Below are 15,182 nucleotides of genomic sequence, written 5' to 3' on the forward strand. Positions count from 1 at the left end.
GTTCAGGCAGGATCATCACGGTCTGCACGATATCGAGCCACGCGCATCGCTATGTCTGGTTTAGATGTATCGATGGAACCTTGCAGTAAGGCTCCATCATCCATCACAACATCGGTTGCTATGAGTTCACCTTGAACTTGTGCGGTCCGTCGAAGCTCGGCCAACCTCTCGACTGTTAGGGTTCCAATTACTCGACCAAGAACCGTAATTGTTTTAGCGAAAATCCTACCCTCAATACTTCCGTGAGGACCGATCGCAACTCCATGGTCAGGCGCGCTGACCGTGCCTTCAAAGGTTCCGTTAATGATCACGTGTTCGTGAGCGTACAACTCGCCTTTGATCGTAACTGTTTCCCCCACCGACGTGACCATTTCGGCCTTTGGAGTATCTAAGGGGAGGGTAGCAGGAGGCTCGAAGCGTGCCACGTTACCCTCGGCGACTTTTCTAGGCATGAAGCTTAGTCCCAATCTATATATTTGGAGCGGGAGACGGGGATCGAACCCGCGACCAACGGCTTGGGAAGCCGTGACTCTACCACTGAGCTACTCCCGCTGGTGTTCAAACCCCAATTGTAACAGAGGTAGCGCTAGCATCTCAGCTACCCGTCAGTGTCACCCAGCTCGAATTAGTGATAACACTTCATCCCGCTTGTCGGCCATCAGGTTGGGCGTGTTGGCTTCCAAGTTCAATCTCAATAAGGGTTCAGTGTTGGAGCCGCGGAGGTTAAAGTGCCAGTCAGGATATTCAATAGACAGTCCGTCAATCCGATGCTGGATGGCATCTGAATAACAGGCTGAAATCTGATCGAGTTTAGTTGGAATTATCGACATGTCCTTAACAGTCGTATTGATTTCGCCAGAAATAAAATAGCGCGATCGTAGTGGAGTCAGAAGCTCAGTCAGGGATACCTCATGTTTTGACAGCAGTTCGAGAATTAGTAACGCTGGAATAAGCCCATTGTCCGCGAAAGCATTGTCTCGAAAGTAGTAGTGGCCTGTAACTTCACCGCCGAAAATAGAATTTGTTTCGCGCATCCGCTTCTTAAAAAAGGCATGCCCAACACGATTGATTAACGGCTTGCCCTGATGACGAGCGACGGTGTTAGGTACCGCGTGACTTGCTCGAACGTCGTAAATTATGGTTGCCCCTGGATGCTTCAGTAGAAAAGCTTCGGCTAGCAGAGTTGTTACGAAGTCGCCCGGCACAAAGTGACCATTCTCATCAACGAAAAAGCAACGGTCCGCGTCTCCATCCCACGCGATTCCCAAATCGGCTTGGGAGTCTACAACCGTGGATACGAGATGTTTTCGGTTTGCTTCGATAAGTGGATTGGCTTCGTGGTGCGGAAATGAGCCGTCGATTTCGAAGCACAGCCGTGTTGTCTGGCAAGGGAGTGAATCGAAAATACTCGGAGCCGCTAACCCCGCCATTCCGCTACCTGCGTCGAGTACAAGTCGAAACGGCTTTATGATTGAAGTATCGATAAAGGAGAGAACGTGAGAGACATACTGATCGAGTAGTTGTGCCTGGGAGAGAGTGCCGCGTGCTGAGGTGGGAGACGGAATATTGTGCCGAATAACCATATCTCTAATGCTGGTAATTCCCTCATCTCCGCTGAGTGCTGACGCTTGCCGGCCCACCAGTTTGATGCCGTTATATTCCTTCGGATTATGGGAGGCAGTGATCATTGCTCCGCCATCGTGTTTGTCATGACTGACACCGTAGTAAAGCATGTCAGTGCTCGCCAAGCCGTAATCAACAATATCGGCGCCCTGAGTTCTTGCTCCCTCGATGAATGCGGCGGCTAGACTGTTTGACGATAGACGCATGTCTCGGGCGACAGCCAGGCGTTTCGCATTCAGATAGGTTACGAAGGCTTGGCCAACCAGTTCAGCCACAGACTCGTCGAACTCGTCAGGGTAAATCCCTCTGACGTCGTAGGCCTTAAAGATGGATGAAGTGACACTCATGGCATTAATCCGCAGTGCTCGATGGGTCGGGGACTACGGCTTTGTCCCCCAGGGTAACTCCGGAGATGACGGCGTTGGGAGCGATGTAGCACCCCTGGCCTAGCACTACGTCGCTTAACGAAGCCTGCTCTCCAATGGCGCAGGATGGCCAAAGTATGGAGGTTTCAACGTTGACGCTACTCCCGACTTCGCACTTACGGCCCAGCACGGTGTAGGCTCCTATCCGCGCACCCGTCTTGACCACAACTTCTTCATCGATGAAGCAGGGACCCTCAAGTGCTACGCCGTCTTCGATCTTCGCGGAAGCGGCCACGACAACGGCGCCTTTTGGTCTTGACCTAAAGGGTTCGGCAGGGAACCTGCCGTCCATGATGTCACGATGGACTTGCCGGTAACTTCTCGGGGTCCCGATATCAATCCAGTAGCCAGTGGACACGTAGGCCACAAACCGCTCTCCGTCATCAACCAGCGACGGGAAAAAGCTTCGTTCAATAGACCAGGGGGTATCTTTTGGAATTCGATGAAGGATCGACGGCTCAATTACGTAGACCCCGGCATTGATAGTGTTGCAGGTAAGCTTCTGATTGCCAGGTTTTTCTATGAAGCGTTTCACATTGGCGTCTTGATCGACTTCAACGAGACCGTAGGCTGAAGGATTCTCGACAGGCTTGAGGACGATGGTGGCGTTAGCTCCACGAGTCCTGTGAAATTGGAGTACGGCCTTCAGATCGAGCTCGGCAAGGACGTCACCGTTAAAAATGATCACGGTGTCGTCTAAGAACTCCAATGCAAACCGAATCGCGCCGGCTGTCCCCATTGGCTGAGGTTCAACGAGATACCGAATCTTGAGTCCCAGGTTCGGCAGGCTGTCGATAAGTTCTTCGATTTGATCAGGCTGATAGTTCAAGCTCAATATTACTTCATCAACTGAGCCGACACGCCTGAGTAGATCCAGCTGGTATAGAAGAAAAGGCCTATTTAATATCGGCACAATCGGTTTTGGCATGTTCGAGGTCAAAGGTCGTAAACGTGTACCCTTGCCTCCGGCCAGGAGAATTGCTTTCATCGTAGTTTCAGACTGATGGAGAAATGCGTGGTTTTGACCTTAAGTTGGTCTTGTTGCGAGTGGTGAAGAAGTCTAAAATGAGGCCACCTTGACGGTGCTTTCAAGCTTATGAACTTACCTAATTCGCTTACGCTAGGACGCATATTCCTAATTCCACTGTTAGTGGTCGTCCTCCTAACCAGGTTCGAAGGGCGCATGATTTTTGGCGTTCGCAAGGAGTTAATCGGCACGGTTATATTTCTGTTGGCTGCCTGTACTGACTGGCTCGATGGATATCTTGCCAGGCGCCGTGGTCAGGTTACCGAACTTGGTCAATTAATGGATCCCCTGGCCGACAAGTTGCTCATCACGGCGGCTTTCGTGTCGCTAGTTGCCTTAGACCTAGCCCCTGCATGGATGGTGGCCATCATTCTTGGACGAGAACTCGGGGTTACTGTATTGCGGAGCATCGCATACTCGAGGGGTATAACCATAGTTGCGTCACCCCTCGGCAAGATCAAAATGGTGTCCGAAGTTATTGCGATCGTACTGCTGACTTTGGGGCGGGATTATCTGCAGGAATTCTTTGTGTTGGGGCAGATAGCGTTGTGGGTGGTGTTGGTAACCGCGTTGGTGTCGGCGCTTGATTATTACCGCAGGTTTCATGAAAAGTTAAGTTCACGAGGCGCAGAACTCACGGCCGATACCGACCGCCAGGCTCGCAGTGAGTGACGATGTTTATCGTTTACCTTCCTGACTTTCAAGTTCAGCTATTCTTCTCCGCGCCGGCTCCAAATATGCACTTTGTTCGAAATCATCAACTAATTGATTGAAATACGGTAAGGCTTCATCTCCTTGACCGATTATTGCGAGTGATTCGCCAAGTACGAAGTAAACAGCATCCCGAGCGGTGTATCCAGGGTCCTCGGCCAACACCGCTCGCATGCGTTGTATTGCCCCTGGATACCAGCCTCCGTTGAAATAGAATTCACCAACACGAAAATCAGCCTCGCTAAGACGATCTCGCGCTGTCCTGTGCCATTTACGGGCCTCGTCTATGAGGTCACTGTCCGGGTATAGTTCAAAAAACAGATCGAAGGCTTCGATGGCCATTTTCGTTGATGTCTGATCACGGTCGGAAGCCAACATGCCCTCAGAATATGTAATGCCTATCTTGAATTGTGCGTAGGCCGCACGTGGATGAGTTGGGTAAAACCTGAGGAATTCCTCGAATTCGTTTACGGCTTGGATTAGTGATGAAAGACCTCCGTTGCCCAGAAGGGAGTCGCCGATAGCAAGTTTCGCGTCAAAACGATAAGGGCTTTGTGGGTATACATCCACGAGGCGACGAAACACAGTTTGTGCTTTGTCCCAATTTTCATCTTCGAACAGGGCGGAGCCGTGTTCGAATAGGTAACGATCTGGCTCTGGTGTGCCTGGAGGTAATGCCGCTGGATCTGGAACAGTGCAGGCCATGCCACTCGTCAAGAGGAGGGCGACAGCTATAGAAGTTAACGGCGCCTGCTCATTAGAAACGATCGTTGACCTCATGAACTGAACCCGTTGTGCCTAGACAGCCATTCGTACTGAGCTCGTAGGCCATCCGGCAATGCTACGGTTGGATCGAAGCCCAGGTCACTTCGTGCCAAAGTGATATCGGCGTAAGTGTCACGCATGTCTCCACTTTGGGTTGCATCCCGGTTGATCTCAAGGGAGCTATCAGTAATCTTGGCAATAAGTTCGATTACTTGATTCATCGACACGCGAGAGCCGCCTCCCACATTGTACACGCGGCCGGGAATTCCGGCAGTTGCTGCGGCCATGGTGGCCGTGACGATGTCGTCTACGAAGGTAAAATCTCGAGTCTGCTGTCCGTCACCATATAGGTGGACCGGTGTCCCATCTATTGCAGCCTTAAGAAAGCGATGGAATGCCATGTCCGGACGTTGACGGGGTCCGTAGACGGTAAAGTAGCGTAGAGCTACGGCCGGGACATCGTGGTTGAGATGGTAGAGCAAACATAGTTGCTCTCCCGCGAGCTTGGTTACACCATAAGGTGAAACGGGCCGAGGTAAAGCGTCCTCACGCATTGGTAGGTCTACTTGGTTGCCGTAGACAGAAGAGCTTGAGGCGTAGACGAAGCGTTCGATCGGCTGATGAACGCATGCGTCAAGAAGTGCTTGAGTGACGTCAATATTGAGCGACGTGCAGATGCTAAAGTCCTGCCCCCAGCTCCGACGGACTCCAGCTTGAGCTGCGAGGTGAAAGACGTGGGTCACGCCCTTGAGTAAATCCGCAACATTACAATTAAGCAGGTTTAGTTCAGTAAAGTGAAATCTCGATTTAGAAAGGAGTCTTGAGAGGTTATCTTCCTTAACTGATCGATGGTAATAATCGGTAAAACAGTCAACGCCGATTACATCAGTGTCGCGGGCGATGAGCATCTCCGCTAGACTTGAGCCTATAAAACCAGCAACCCCAGTTACTAGTGCTCTCATGCGAACACCGAGGAAAGTTGTTCTGGCAAGCGACAGGGTCGTCTTTGTACGTTGATTGCTGCGTGCACTGTCCGACCAATCGCGCTAGCCTCTCCGTCGAGCCAGCGAATTTCGTAGTTGAAGCAAACTCGAGTCGGTGAGAGTAGTTCCCCGCGAGTAATCACTTCGAGTTCATCATCGTATCTGCACGGTTTTCGATACTCACAGTGGGCCTCAATGACAGGAAGTAAAACCCCAGTCGCTTCCATCTGGCGATAGCTCCACCCGATTGTCCTCAGAAGATCCGTGCGGCCAATTTCAAACCAAACTAGATAATTCGCATGATACACAACGCCCATCTTGTCGGTCTCTGAGTAGCGTACTCGAATAAGTGAAGTCGAAGACCGCACCCCTATTTTGGCTCCCTGATAGCTCGTACGTTGGTTGCTGCCCTTAAAGCGCGTGTGGCTTTAGTAGGATCGTCTTGGCCAAAAATCGCTGAGCCAGCTACTAGGATGTTCGCCCCGGCAGCCACAAGTTCGCCGGCGTTGCTCAAATCTACTCCTCCGTCGACCGAAATCGGTGCTGGATTACCCACGCTTTCTAGCAAGACTCTCATGGCTCGGACTTTCTCGATGCTACTGGGTATGAATCGTTGTCCTCCGAATCCCGGATTTACAGACATGACTAAAACCACGTCGACTTCGGAGGCAACAGTTTCGAGAGCCGTGACCGGGGTTGAGGGATTAAGTGCAGCTCCAGCGAGAAGACCCAGTTTCTTAATTGAAGTCAGCGCCTGGCTAAGATTGGGTTGTGCTTCCACGTGAATAGAAAGAGTGTTGGCTCCGGCTTTTGCGAAAGCCTCAAGATGCCGATACGGGTCTTCAATCATTAAGTGGACATCCAACGGAACCCGTGCGGTTCGCTTTATAGAACTTATAACTGGGGGTCCAATTGATAAGTTGGGCACGAAATGACCATCCATCACATCCACATGTATGGCATCGGCACCACCTTGCTCTACGGCGTGAACAGCTCTACCCAATTCCGCGAAGTCAGCCGAAAGAATTGAAGGAGCGATTTGGACGCTCACCGGCTCACCTCAAGGGAAATTGGTTCACCAGGGGTGATTTGAAAACCTGCTTGGGGATATTGACGAAGGACAATACCGGGGGGCACGTTTGGATATGGGTGATCTCCGACGACTGTAATTCGAAATCCTTGTTCTCGTAAAATGTCGGCCGCTCCTGTGCCGTCGGCGCCGATTAGGTCAGGCATCACATAGGTAACGGTTCGCTCGCCTCGGTTTACAAGTAACGACACTGATGTGCTGCGAGTGTCTGGCGGCGGTTCTTGGGCAAGCACTGTGCTCCGGGGGTATCGACCTGACCGTATTTCGGCGACGCTTACGAGTTCCAGGCTGTCCGCTTGGACTCTTAATTGGGCACTGCGCTCGGTTTGACCAACTAAAGCGGGAATCTGACTGGGCCGAGAGCCACCGCTTAACCAAACTCTAACAGTTCGTTGTCGGCGGGTTGTTGATCCAGCCGGGGGCTGTTGTAGAATCACGCTCCCGGCAGGGATAGAAGGGTGTAACCGCGGCGCTGGATCAACACGTACTAGAAGTCCCAACTCTTCGAGAGTTGCAGTAGCCGTTGCAATTGGTTGACCGGCTAGGTCGGGAACGGATACTTCCTGTGATCGAAGTGCGACACGCAAACCGGCGGCGGCGAAAAGGAAGTAAGTCGCCACCATTGCGCCGGTCACTAGGAGGGCCTTCCCAACGCCCAGCACGTTACGCGTCAGGGTCATCAAATCACTGACGGTAGCACAAGTCCTTGCTGTTCACAAGATTCTGGCCCTTAGGTGCGCTTGAAAGAAGCCGCGAAAAAGGCATCTAGCCGGTGCAAGTGAGGATAGCTTCTGAGATATCCGGCCTCGTTGAGAATTGGACCGAAATGAGAAGTCTCATCGAGGGTCCGAAGATCTTCAGCGTGGAATTTGGTCTCTGAATCGAGAAAGTTTTCTACGACTCGTTCATTCTCCTCTGGCTCACCGGAACACGTAGCGTACACTAGACGCCCTCCGGATCGCACCGTGGTGGCTGCAACACGAAGCATTTTGATTTGGCGGTCAGCCATACGCTGAATGTCGTTGAGTTGTCTGCGCCATCGAATATCTGGATCACGTTGCACGGTACCTAGGCCGCTGCAGGGAACATCGACAAGGACGCGATCGAAGATAGTGCCAAATGGGGCGTTGCGAGAAAGATCATGGGCGACCGGCTTCACAACAGAAGCGCCGAGTCGAGTGACAGTGTGAGCCAGTAGATTGAGTCGAGTCTGACTAAAGTCTCCCGCCACTAGAGTTCCCTGATTTGCCATAGCCGAAGCTAGAGCAAGGGTCTTGCCTCCTGGTGCAGCGCATGCGTCCAGAATGGTCATGCCAGGCTCTGCTTGAACAAGCGGAGGAATAAGTTGGGAGGCTTCGGCTTGGACGAAGAAGTCGTAACTTGAGGTCAAATCCGGCAAAAATTGCTTACCAGACGCAATGCTTAAACCATCACGCCCATAGCGTAGAGGCTCCGCGACAATGGAGTTTTCACGAAACCGCGACACCAGTGCTGCAGATGTTGTGTGTAAAGTGTTAGCTCGAAGGGTAAGACTGGCGGGTTCGTTGTTGAACTTAGTCCATGCCAGCGTTGCTGAATAACCATAGCGGGCGAGCCACCGTTCAACTAGCCAGTCCGGGTGGGAATGGCTAATGCTAATAAATTGAAGCGCCCTCTGCCGGAGATGGGTTGGCCAGCCTGAGAATTGCACTTCAGAAACAGCCGCGAGTTCCGACTCCTTCGGTTCCTCTGGTAAAGGAAGATTGGGTAATGCCCTTAGGAGGGCTCTCAGCACAGCGTTTGTTAGTCCTGCTGCACGGTTGGGGCCTTCGGTTCGTGTGATGTTTACTGCGTCGTTGACGACAGCTGACGGAGGAACGCGGTCAAGGTGTAGTAGTTGATAAATGCTGATCCGAAGTACATCACGCACAACAGGGTCAAGTTTAATTAGAGGGCGATCAGCAAAGTGTACGATCAGATAATCCAGTGCGTTAAGCCACCGAAGGGTTCCAGTTACGATCTCATTGAGTAAAGCCCGATCCCGCCGATCTGGCACATCGGTTCTGACACTGTAAAGTGAATCTGGAAGAGCGACGGAGCGTTGGATCACAGCCCGGAGGGCTCGAAAGGCGGCCATTCGGGCTGGAGCGATCATATCCTTGTTGGGGATTCAAAAGCTGAACCAACGGTTACTGGATGGCCAGCCAAAAAAGACTGAACTTCCATAACGCGACGTCCAGACGGCTGAATTTCTAGGATTTCGAGTGTCGTACTTCCACCTGAAGCAACAACGAGCCGACTGCCTTCAGTTTCGAGAATCTCTCCAGGTCGTCCCTTTGAAGGTTGTGCTATCACCGCTGTGCGGTGGATAGCGTAGCGAACTCCCCCAAGATATGTGAAGGCTTGGGGCCAGGGATGCATTGCGCGAACTTGGTTATGAATCGTGGGGGCGTCACTCTTCCAATCGATGCGACCATCGTTCTTCGTGAGCCGAGGTGCATAGGTTGCAACCGAGTTGTCTTGTGGCGCTTCGACCAAGGTTCCGCTCCCAATGTTGCCGAGGTTGTCCCTTAGAAGGGAGGCTCCGAGCGGGGCAAGGGCACTTGCAAGGTCTGAGGCTGTGTCAGTGGGGCGAATCGCCTGTTGTGCTTGAGCAAGAATTGGACCGGAATCAAGCTTGGAATTCATCCTTATCAAAGTGACTCCCGTGACCTCATTTCCATCGAGCACAGCTCGTTGAATCGGAGCTGCGCCACGATAGGCGGGTAGTAGGGAAGCGTGTAAATTAACGAAACCATGTGTTGGGATTTCAAGTAGGTTGTCGGGAACGAGCTTGCCATAGGCCACAACGACCCCAAGTTCTAGCTGGAGGGTTCGCATTTGATCTAGAAAAACTGGGTCGTTGAGAGCTTCTGGCGTCAGGACTGGAATATTGTTTCCTAGAGCTATAATTTTTATTGGTGACGCTGAGGGTCGTTGACCTCTACCACGCGGACGATCAGGTTGGGTGATCACCGTGACCACCTCGCACGGAGATTCTATGAGTGCGACGAGTGTCGGAACCGCAAACTCTGGTGTACCAAAGAAGGCGATTCTCACCATTTTCTGTTCCGCCGAAGTTTGGCGATTCGACGCATGATTAGTTCTCGCTTAATCCCACGGAGGCGATCAACAAAGAGGGTGCCGTTTAGATGGTCCATTTCGTGCTGAAAGGCACGTGCAAGAAGGTCCTCGCCTTCGATCTTTTGAGTTCTGCCATTCTGATCTAGGCCGGATACAACGACCTGTTTCCGCCGCTCCACAACCGCACTGAACCCGGGAAGGCTCAGGCAGCCCTCTTCCTCGGTTATTAATGTGTCATCGCTACAGGTCTCAAAGCTGGGATTAACCATTGCAATTAGTTCCGTTGGTTTTTCTCCCACAGAAATGTCGATAACAAAGATCCGCAATCCTACTCCCACCTGGGGAGCTGCCAAGCCGACTCCGGGTGCAGCGTACATAGTTTTAATCATGTCGTCGATTAATGCCCGTATTTCCTCGGTTATCGCCCTTACAGGAGCCGCTGGCGCATGAAGCCCCGAATCACCGTACTTAAGGATCGGGCGAATCATAGAAACCCTTACGGCTTGGTGTGGCTAGCCCGTTCGATTGCTAGAAGGGTTATTAAGTCGAGACCGGCTGAGCGTGGTGGAAGCGGACAGATGACGGGTGACCTCGTTTATGGAATCGCCTCCAAACTTCTCTAAAAAAGCATCAGCCAAGACCAAGGAAATCATCGCTTCAGCCACAACCGAAGCAGCCGGAACGGCGCACACATCGCTTCGTTCCACTGTCGCTGGAGCCTCGGTCATAGTAGATATGTCTACAGAGCGAAGGGGTTTCATAAGAGTTGAAATCGGCTTCATGTAACCCAAAATACGAAGATCCTCGCCGTTTGTCACGCCGCCTTCGAGTCCCCCTGCATTGTTCGTTGGGCGGACGACGCCGTATTTACTGCCATCATTCTCTGCAGGGTGACTTGGCAAAACGATCTCATCGTGCACTTGGGATCCAGGCAGTGCAGACACACCCGGCCCAAGACCTATTCCCACAGCCTTGATGGCAGGTATGGACATGATGGCTTGGGCCAAACGCCCATCAAGCTTCCGATCCCACTGGACGTAGCTTCCGAGTCCAAGTGGGAGTCCGTGAACGATTACCTCGAACCTGCCACCGGCTGTGTCCCCAGCCTCGCGAGCAGCATCAATTGCGGCAACCATCGCTGTTTCGGTTTTTGGATCAACGCAACGAAGGGTTGCGTCCTCCGGTATTTCACGTACCCGGTCGAAGGGGACCATGGTTTCGGAGATCTCAACTCCGGCGATAGCGGTGACATGACTTGCGATCTCAATATTGAATAGCTCCAGTAACTGTCGAGCGACCGAACCCGCCGCAACGCGCGCGGCCGTTTCACGTGCACTAGCACGCTCTAGGACGTCTCGAATGTCAGTCCGGTCAAATTTGATGGTTCCTGCGAGATCGGCATGGCCAGGACGAGGACGTGAGACCGGAGGCTTACGATCGCCCTCGGTCGACTCGGATTCCGTTGCGCTGACCTGCATTGTCCTTTCCCAATTGGGCCAGTCCTTGTTGTTAACAAGAAGCGCGATCGGACCGCCAATTGTTTGACCGTCGCGTACGCCGGATAAGATTTCGGCTTGATCAGATTCAATCTGCATTCGTTGGCCGCGACCATAGCCCTTCTGGCGTCGGCGCATTTGATGTGTGATCGCATCAAAATTAATCGTCAGGCCAGCGGGAATTCCTTCAAGTATTGCCACGAGTCCTCGACCGTGCGATTCGCCTGCTGTAAGAAAACGTAACATGCTACCTATATTGTACACGAAGCATTTGGCGCGATTTCAAATGAGGAAGGTCAATCATTAAGAGCAGTTCCTTTGAATGCTACTCTGGGGAAATCTTCCACGAAATACAGAAAATGGAAGAAGGCGCGGGCTCCGATATTTCAGAGCTTAGTTTGTGGTTAACTAACCAAACATCAGGTTTACGATCGCAACGGCGGCCAGGATTCCTGCGATGTCAGCTAGTAAGCATGCCGGGAGTGCGTGTCGGGTTCTAACGATTCCGACTGCACCAAAGTAGACTGCGAGGGTGTAAAAGGTTGTTTCAGTGCTACCTTGGAAGGTGCTTACCATATAGCCGACAAGTGAATCGGGCCCGTGGGTGTTCATGGCTTCGGCCATCACGCCGAAGGCGCCAGAGCCAGTAAGTGGGCGGAGTACTGCCATTGGTAGGGCTTCGGCCGGCATGCCGATTAGACTGGTAAAGGGAGTTAATAACAGGGCCAGCCATTCGATGCCTCCTGCGGCTCGAAGCATCCCAATGGCTACGAGGATGGCAACGAGATAAGGGATTATCCGAAGAGCTACGTCGAAACCTTGCTTCGCGCCTGCGACGAGTGATTCGTAAACTCGCACTCCACGTTGCCACCCATATAGCGTCAATCCGGCAACAAGAGCGGGTAGCATCCAAAACGAAAGGGTGCTGCGTACAAGGGTTACGAAATCATCGTCCGGGTTAAGCTCCTGATTAGGGGAGAAGAAGTTCCAGCTGCTCGAATTCAGATATCGCACGAGGAATGCGAAGAAGACAAACCAGAAAATCCAGACGGCCCGGCGTCGCAGGGCAGTCGGCTTAATCGATTCTTCGGCTTCAACCAGTCTGTCTCCGATGGTTGAAGGTGCTGAGGTAATTGTGTCTGGCTCGGTGTTTCGGTAGCGAGGGAGTTTACAAAGGAGGGTCGCAGCCAGAATGCCGACCAAGGTGGCGGTTCCGCTGGCAACCCAGGTTGGAAAGAGAATGCCAGCTGCATCATTAGAGCCAAGGGATGCGCGGAGTCCAATTACCCCAGTTGGTAGTATGGCTAGGCCGGCGGTATTAATGGCGAGAAAAAGAACCATTGCATTACTAGCTGTTCCCTTCTCACTATTTAGAGCATCCAGCTGTTCCATGGCACGGATGCCGAACGGAGTTGCTGCGTTACCGAGTCCCAGCATGTTTGCGGATATATTGAGAATCATTGCGCTCATGGCGGGATGGTCGGTGGGTATTCCAGGAAAAAGGCGTTTCATTACTGGTCCAAGGGCGCTGGCCAAGCGACGCATCAGGCCCCCGTCTTCTGCTACTCGCATTAAACCCAAAAAGAATGCCATTACCCCGACAAGGCCGATCGCAAGTTTTACGGCGTCTCGGGCCGAGTCGATAAGGGCCTGAGTCACTGCCTCCATTCTTCCGGTTGCGGCCGCCAGAAGAACAGAGGTAACGACAACAACAACGAACAGTCCATTCAGCATTTGGGATGTTCCAGTTGGCTCTTAGCGTTCAAGATTAGCCAGAGTTTGGGAGGAGCTTGAAGTGTTATTCATGGCATCCGTGGCTCGTACCACTAGGCGTTCAGGTGTTTGATCGCTAGATGAAAACACCTCGAAGCTCTCGAGACGTGAATCGGCTATTCCGTCAATGGGATAGACCACTTCCCACAGATTTTCGTCGAAGGAAAACTCAACACGTTCGATAATCGAATGAGCATCCTGTACCGTGAACGAGATCGAGGTTCCATTCGACCCGATCTGTGCTGGATTAATGTTGATGCGAGGAGAGGTATTATCGATATCAAAGACACTGGTAGACCTGCGTCCGGTAAGGGTTGTTTGGGGAGAGTTCGATCGAGCGTCTGAAGCTTCGACCATTGCAAGGTACCGGCCATCTGGAACAGATACGGTATCCCAAACGAAAATTGGATCGGTTAGGCCGGCTATCAAGCGGGTCCAGGTTCTAGTGTCCTCTGCACGATAGTGAACTGAATATTCAAGCCGATCGTTGTCGGCATCCTCAGCAGTCCAGCCGAATGTTTGCAAGCCCTTACGGTAGACTCGTCGACCTAGAGTCGGTTGTCCAGGTTGAGTTCTCGCCTCAGACTCTATGCGAGTAGGGAGTGCATTATTTGTGGAGGCGGGGTCAAAACCAGCGAGGTCCATTTCTGTGCCCGCAAAGGTTTCCTGAAAAGCTGTTCCAGCTGGGTGTTGGGTAATCGATGTGACCATTGGGGCAACATTCCTAGGAAGGTATGAGGCTGTGACAGACGTTAAGACCGGTGTAGTGGTGCCTCGTTTCAGCACTGCCCGCCATTGCAAGTAGCGGGCTTTTGGGCTGGTAATTACCTGACCGCTGGAAATGTTATAGCTTTCGGACCAATCGCTCCACATTTCGTCTGGGTCGTCAGTGTTTCCTGATCTGGTGGATAACTCGACCTGACTTCCCGATGGCTCGCTAGAGGTCCAGCGGATAGTGCCCCAAGTGGCGATTGTTCTGGCGTCGCGTACGTCAGAGAAATAAGTTCCTTCCGCGGCCACTGAATCGGACAGCGCGAACAGTTTTCCTGGATTGGCTGTTCCAAAGTGAAGACGCCTCCCAGGAGCGTAGGTCATTGTTGTTATTTGACTGGCGGCAACACGGGTGATTAGGGTAGCGGTTGCGGGCTCGCCGACTAGGCGATAGATTCGGCCATTTGGTCCAGTTCCAACAATTAGGCCGTCCGTGTCATCGATGAGAAGGTCGTAGGGTACGTCACTTGGGGATTGCCAGATCACGTCCCAAACGCCATCTGATTTTACTCGTAGAACAGCTCCACCAGCAGTCGGTGTTATTCGAAAGCCATTAGCGGTATCAGTGACTTCTGCCCGAACCACTGCAGTTGGTTGTATAGACTGTGAATCTAGTGCTGATTGGGCAATGTTCTGTTCCCCACGAACGCCAGCCAAATAGAGGGTTCCATCATTGGCAATCCGCAGGGATCGGAGTTCGCTAAACTCTGAATCGAGGAGGACAAAACCTCTGCGATCACTGTCGATCCGAAGCAGGCGCCCTGGTGACTCCGTGCCAGCAAGAAGTCGACCCTGGGAATCAAAAGCAAGTGACAGCACGTTAGTGGTGTGTGTGTTATAGAACGGCGCCGTTGTACCGTCGTTCTCGATTCGGTAGATGACTCCTTGGGTTCCTGTTGCTACATACAGGGCGTCATCTGGCCCTAGGACCATTGACCAAATGTAGGTCTCCTCAAGATCGACCAAGGTAGTTGATTCACCGTTAGCCTGGACTTCATACACCTTTCCATTCGGACTAGTGCCCACATAAAGCCCTCCTTCGGGTCGGCGAGCCAACGCGTGGACCTCGGACTCAATGGCATCGAAAAAAATTGACGAGTCTCCATCGGCTCCTATTTCGTAGACCCGGCCCTCGTCCCCGGTTGCAATCCAGAATCCGTCAGAACCGTTCGATACTACTGACCAAACAAACGGTGCTGGCGATTCGTGGATAAGGCCTGTTTCTGGCGAGAGGGTGATTTGACCAGATTCATCGACTGACAAGTGTTCTAGCTCGCCTTGTAATAGTTCCGACTGGGTTGAAACGTGCCAAAAGGTCGGGGAGGCAGCTACGAGCAAGCCTGCGGGTAGTAAAACGAAAAGTGCAGCGAATGCTTTTCTAAAAAACAGAGAGCGATATCCACAGAAACATTTCAT

14 protein-coding genes and 1 tRNA gene are annotated in these 15,182 nt (G+C 52.2%); 1 reads left to right on the forward strand and 14 read right to left on the reverse strand.

The genetic code is table 11. The annotated features are described in order from the left end of the window. Nucleotides 1–2: 2 nt before the first annotated feature. The 4 genes from QGH09_05475 to QGH09_05490 all read right to left on the reverse strand — a co-directional run bounded on the left by QGH09_05475 (nucleotide 3) and on the right by QGH09_05490 (nucleotide 3,036). A complete protein-coding gene (locus QGH09_05475; protein ID HJO17630.1) occupies nucleotides 3–452 on the reverse strand; it encodes a polymer-forming cytoskeletal protein in 450 nt (149 codons plus the stop codon). A 25-nt stretch (nucleotides 453–477) separates the two neighbouring features. Beyond that, nucleotides 478–552, reverse strand: a tRNA-Gly gene (locus QGH09_05480). Nucleotides 553–611: 59 nt separating this feature from the next. Further along, complete coding sequence (locus QGH09_05485) at nucleotides 612–1,970, reverse strand: phosphomannomutase/phosphoglucomutase (protein ID HJO17631.1); 1,359 nt, start codon at nucleotides 1,968–1,970, stop codon at nucleotides 612–614. A 4-nt stretch (nucleotides 1,971–1,974) separates the two neighbouring features. After that, nucleotides 1,975–3,036 (reverse strand): NDP-sugar synthase, encoded by a 1,062-nt coding sequence (locus QGH09_05490; GenBank protein ID HJO17632.1) that lies wholly within the window; start codon nucleotides 3,034–3,036, stop codon nucleotides 1,975–1,977. Nucleotides 3,037–3,144: 108 nt separating this feature from the next. On the opposite strand from QGH09_05490, the gene pgsA reads away from it, so the two are divergent. Further along, nucleotides 3,145–3,747, forward strand: coding sequence for a CDP-diacylglycerol--glycerol-3-phosphate 3-phosphatidyltransferase (gene pgsA, locus QGH09_05495; protein HJO17633.1), 603 nt, complete (start codon nucleotides 3,145–3,147; stop codon nucleotides 3,745–3,747). A 6-nt stretch (nucleotides 3,748–3,753) separates the two neighbouring features. On the opposite strand, the gene bamD is transcribed toward pgsA, so the two are convergent. The 10 genes from bamD to QGH09_05545 form a co-directional block, all read right to left on the reverse strand. Then, a complete protein-coding gene (gene bamD / locus QGH09_05500) occupies nucleotides 3,754–4,566 on the reverse strand; it encodes an outer membrane protein assembly factor BamD (protein ID HJO17634.1) in 813 nt (270 codons plus the stop codon). Further along, nucleotides 4,563–5,513 carry an NAD-dependent epimerase/dehydratase family protein gene (locus tag QGH09_05505; GenBank protein ID HJO17635.1) on the reverse strand — a complete coding sequence of 317 codons (951 nt, stop codon included), beginning with the start codon at nucleotides 5,511–5,513 and terminating at the stop codon, nucleotides 4,563–4,565. The genes bamD and QGH09_05505 overlap by 4 nt, the downstream gene beginning before the upstream one ends. 391 nt (nucleotides 5,514–5,904) lie before the next feature. Further along, complete coding sequence (gene rpe, locus QGH09_05510; GenBank protein HJO17636.1) at nucleotides 5,905–6,585, reverse strand: ribulose-phosphate 3-epimerase; 681 nt, start codon at nucleotides 6,583–6,585, stop codon at nucleotides 5,905–5,907. Then, on the reverse strand, nucleotides 6,582–7,304 hold the full coding sequence (locus QGH09_05515; protein HJO17637.1) for a PASTA domain-containing protein: 723 nt from the start codon (nucleotides 7,302–7,304) through the stop codon (nucleotides 6,582–6,584). The genes rpe and QGH09_05515 overlap by 4 nt, the downstream gene beginning before the upstream one ends. 50 nt (nucleotides 7,305–7,354) lie before the next feature. After that, nucleotides 7,355–8,758, reverse strand: coding sequence for a 16S rRNA (cytosine(967)-C(5))-methyltransferase RsmB (rsmB, locus tag QGH09_05520; GenBank protein HJO17638.1), 1,404 nt, complete (start codon nucleotides 8,756–8,758; stop codon nucleotides 7,355–7,357). Beyond that, nucleotides 8,755–9,705 carry a methionyl-tRNA formyltransferase gene (gene fmt / locus QGH09_05525; GenBank protein HJO17639.1) on the reverse strand — a complete coding sequence of 317 codons (951 nt, stop codon included), beginning with the start codon at nucleotides 9,703–9,705 and terminating at the stop codon, nucleotides 8,755–8,757. The genes rsmB and fmt overlap by 4 nt, the downstream gene beginning before the upstream one ends. Further along, entirely contained in the window at nucleotides 9,699–10,214 is a 516-nt protein-coding gene (gene def, locus QGH09_05530) for a peptide deformylase (GenBank protein HJO17640.1), read from the reverse strand. The genes fmt and def overlap by 7 nt, the downstream gene beginning before the upstream one ends. A 24-nt stretch (nucleotides 10,215–10,238) precedes the next feature. Next, nucleotides 10,239–11,468, reverse strand: coding sequence for a chorismate synthase (aroC, locus tag QGH09_05535; GenBank protein ID HJO17641.1), 1,230 nt, complete (start codon nucleotides 11,466–11,468; stop codon nucleotides 10,239–10,241). Between the two features lie 162 nt (nucleotides 11,469–11,630). Next, nucleotides 11,631–12,956, reverse strand: coding sequence for a nucleoside recognition domain-containing protein (locus QGH09_05540; protein ID HJO17642.1), 1,326 nt, complete (start codon nucleotides 12,954–12,956; stop codon nucleotides 11,631–11,633). A 21-nt stretch (nucleotides 12,957–12,977) separates the two neighbouring features. Then, nucleotides 12,978–15,182: a hypothetical protein gene (locus QGH09_05545; GenBank protein HJO17643.1), complete on the reverse strand. Its 2,205-nt coding sequence runs from the start codon at nucleotides 15,180–15,182 to the stop codon at nucleotides 12,978–12,980.

This window comes from Vicinamibacterales bacterium, assembly GCA_036012125.1.
Lineage (GTDB): Bacteria > Acidobacteriota > Vicinamibacteria > Vicinamibacterales > UBA823 > UBA11600.

Coding starts and splice junctions, on each gene's coding strand:
- QGH09_05475 (HJO17630.1), bottom strand. CDS start 452: ATGCCTAGAAAAGTCGCCGAGGGTAACGTGGCACGCTTCGAGCCTCCT.
- QGH09_05485 (HJO17631.1), bottom strand. CDS start 1,970: ATGAGTGTCACTTCATCCATCTTTAAGGCCTACGACGTCAGAGGGATT.
- QGH09_05490 (HJO17632.1), bottom strand. CDS start 3,036: ATGAAAGCAATTCTCCTGGCCGGAGGCAAGGGTACACGTTTACGACCT.
- pgsA (HJO17633.1), top strand. CDS start 3,145: ATGAACTTACCTAATTCGCTTACGCTAGGACGCATATTCCTAATTCCA.
- bamD (HJO17634.1), bottom strand. CDS start 4,566: ATGAGGTCAACGATCGTTTCTAATGAGCAGGCGCCGTTAACTTCTATA.
- QGH09_05505 (HJO17635.1), bottom strand. CDS start 5,513: ATGAGAGCACTAGTAACTGGGGTTGCTGGTTTTATAGGCTCAAGTCTA.
- QGH09_05515 (HJO17637.1), bottom strand. CDS start 7,304: ATGACCCTGACGCGTAACGTGCTGGGCGTTGGGAAGGCCCTCCTAGTG.
- rsmB (HJO17638.1), bottom strand. CDS start 8,758: ATGATCGCTCCAGCCCGAATGGCCGCCTTTCGAGCCCTCCGGGCTGTG.
- fmt (HJO17639.1), bottom strand. CDS start 9,705: ATGGTGAGAATCGCCTTCTTTGGTACACCAGAGTTTGCGGTTCCGACA.
- def (HJO17640.1), bottom strand. CDS start 10,214: ATGATTCGCCCGATCCTTAAGTACGGTGATTCGGGGCTTCATGCGCCA.
- aroC (HJO17641.1), bottom strand. CDS start 11,468: ATGTTACGTTTTCTTACAGCAGGCGAATCGCACGGTCGAGGACTCGTG.
- QGH09_05540 (HJO17642.1), bottom strand. CDS start 12,956: ATGCTGAATGGACTGTTCGTTGTTGTTGTCGTTACCTCTGTTCTTCTG.
- QGH09_05545 (HJO17643.1), bottom strand. CDS start 15,182: ATGAAATGTTTCTGTGGATATCGCTCTCTGTTTTTTAGAAAAGCATTC.